Source organism: Ornithinibacillus gellani (assembly GCF_003730295.1).
Lineage (GTDB): Bacteria > Bacillota > Bacilli > Bacillales > Amphibacillaceae > Ornithinibacillus_A > Ornithinibacillus_A gellani.
Genome location: NZ_QTSZ01000043.1, coordinates 1 through 1,590, shown reverse-complemented (window position 1 = coordinate 1,590; position 1,590 = coordinate 1). Strand labels below are relative to the sequence as shown.

The 1,590-nt window shown below is 46.2% G+C and carries 9 tRNA genes and 3 rRNA genes; all 12 read right to left on the bottom strand.

What is annotated here, in order from left to right:
- Positions 1-64, bottom strand: a 16S ribosomal RNA gene (locus tag DX933_RS13590); the annotation flags it as partial.
- A gap of 192 nt (positions 65-256) precedes the next feature.
- Positions 257-332, bottom strand: a tRNA-Ala gene (locus DX933_RS13585).
- Positions 333-343: 11 nt separating this feature from the next.
- Positions 344-420, bottom strand: a tRNA-Pro gene (locus DX933_RS13580).
- Between the two features lie 10 nt (positions 421-430).
- Positions 431-507, bottom strand: a tRNA-Arg gene (locus DX933_RS13575).
- A gap of 9 nt (positions 508-516) precedes the next feature.
- Positions 517-605, bottom strand: a tRNA-Leu gene (locus tag DX933_RS13570).
- Between the two features lie 7 nt (positions 606-612).
- Positions 613-687, bottom strand: a tRNA-Gly gene (locus DX933_RS13565).
- 24 nt (positions 688-711) lie between these two features.
- Positions 712-793 (bottom strand) — tRNA-Leu (locus DX933_RS13560).
- 6 nt (positions 794-799) lie between these two features.
- Positions 800-875, bottom strand: a tRNA-Lys gene (locus tag DX933_RS13555).
- Between the two features lie 73 nt (positions 876-948).
- Positions 949-1,024 (bottom strand) — tRNA-Thr (locus DX933_RS13550).
- 1 nt (position 1,025) lies between these two features.
- A tRNA-Val gene (locus DX933_RS13545) sits at positions 1,026-1,101 on the bottom strand.
- A 9-nt stretch (positions 1,102-1,110) separates the two neighbouring features.
- Positions 1,111-1,226 (bottom strand): 5S ribosomal RNA (rrf, locus tag DX933_RS13540).
- 192 nt (positions 1,227-1,418) lie between these two features.
- Positions 1,419-1,590, bottom strand: a 23S ribosomal RNA gene (locus tag DX933_RS13535); the annotation flags it as partial.

The window sequence follows — 1,590 nt, the reverse complement described above, 5'->3', positions numbered from 1 at the left end:
CGACTTGCATGTATTAGGCACGCCGCCAGCGTTCGTCCTGAGCCAAGATCAAACTCTCCAAAAAAGTAAAGTTTCATACTTAGCAATCAGAAACAAATTCTGACTAATTTTTTTAAAGAAAAACAGGTTCTGTTTCTCTTGACATACTGGTTGTTTTATTCAGTTTTCAAAGAGCAAATATTCCGTCGCTTCAATTTGGCGACTTTATTAATATAACATTTTTAACAAACAAAGTCAAGCTTCATTCGCAAAAAAATGGTGGAGCCTAGCGGGATCGAACCGCTGACCTCCTGCGTGCAAGGCAGGCGCTCTCCCAGCTGAGCTAAGGCCCCAAAAAAATCAATGGTCGGGAAGACAGGATTCGAACCTGCGACCCCTTGGTCCCAAACCAAGTGCTCTACCAAGCTGAGCTACTTCCCGTTATATATAATGGCGCGCCCGAGAGGAGTCGAACCCCTAACCTTTTGATCCGTAGTCAAACGCTCTATCCAATTGAGCTACGGGCGCATATGAAAATGGTGCCGAGAACCGGAATCGAACCGGTACGGTAGTCACCTACCGCAGGATTTTAAGTCCTGTGCGTCTGCCAATTCCGCCACCCCGGCAGTCATATGGAGCGGAAGACGGGATTCGAACCCGCGACCCCCACCTTGGCAAGGTGGTGTTCTACCACTGAACTACTTCCGCGCAATATCCGATTTTATGAAATGATGCGGGTGAAGGGAGTCGAACCCCCACATCCGAAGATACTAGATCCTAAGTCTAGCGCGTCTGCCAATTCCGCCACACCCGCAAAAAATGGTGAGCCATACAGGATTCGAACCTGTGACCCTCTGATTAAAAGTCAGATGCTCTACCGACTGAGCTAATGGCTCGTATAGAAAATAATCCTAAACGAAGACAATATTATATTGACGAACAATAACTAACTAATGTCCCAAGAAAAGATGGTGCCGGCCAGAGGACTTGAACCCCCAACCTACTGATTACAAGTCAGTTGCTCTACCAGTTGAGCTAGGCCGGCATGGTGGAGGATGCAGGGCTCGAACCTGCGACCCCCTGCTTGTAAGGCAGGTGCTCTCCCAGCTGAGCTAATCCTCCAAATAAATTGTCCGGCGGCGTCCTACTCTTGCAGAGGCGATGCCTCAACTACCATCGGCGCAGAAGAGCTTAACTACTGTGTTCGGTATGGGAACAGGTGTGACCTCTTCGCTATTGCTGCCAGACATTCGATACTATGTAAGTCTCCCAAACATTCCATCAAGATGGTTTGTATTGGATAGGACTTCAGTTTGTCTAAATTTCAAGACAAGAACTATTATATGCATTTATGAATAAAAATGCAAGTCTTATTTTAAAAAATTTATACCCTGAAAACCAAATAAGCGATCATTCAATGACATGTCAACCAAAATAAGTTAGTTAAGTCCTCGATCAATTAGTATCCGTCAGCTGCACGTGTCACCACGCTTCCACCTCGGACCTATCAACCTCATCGTCTTTGAGGGATCTTACTCACTTGAAGTGATGGGAAGTCTCATCTTGAGGGGGGCTTCATGCTTAGATGCTTTCAGCACTTATCCTTTCCAC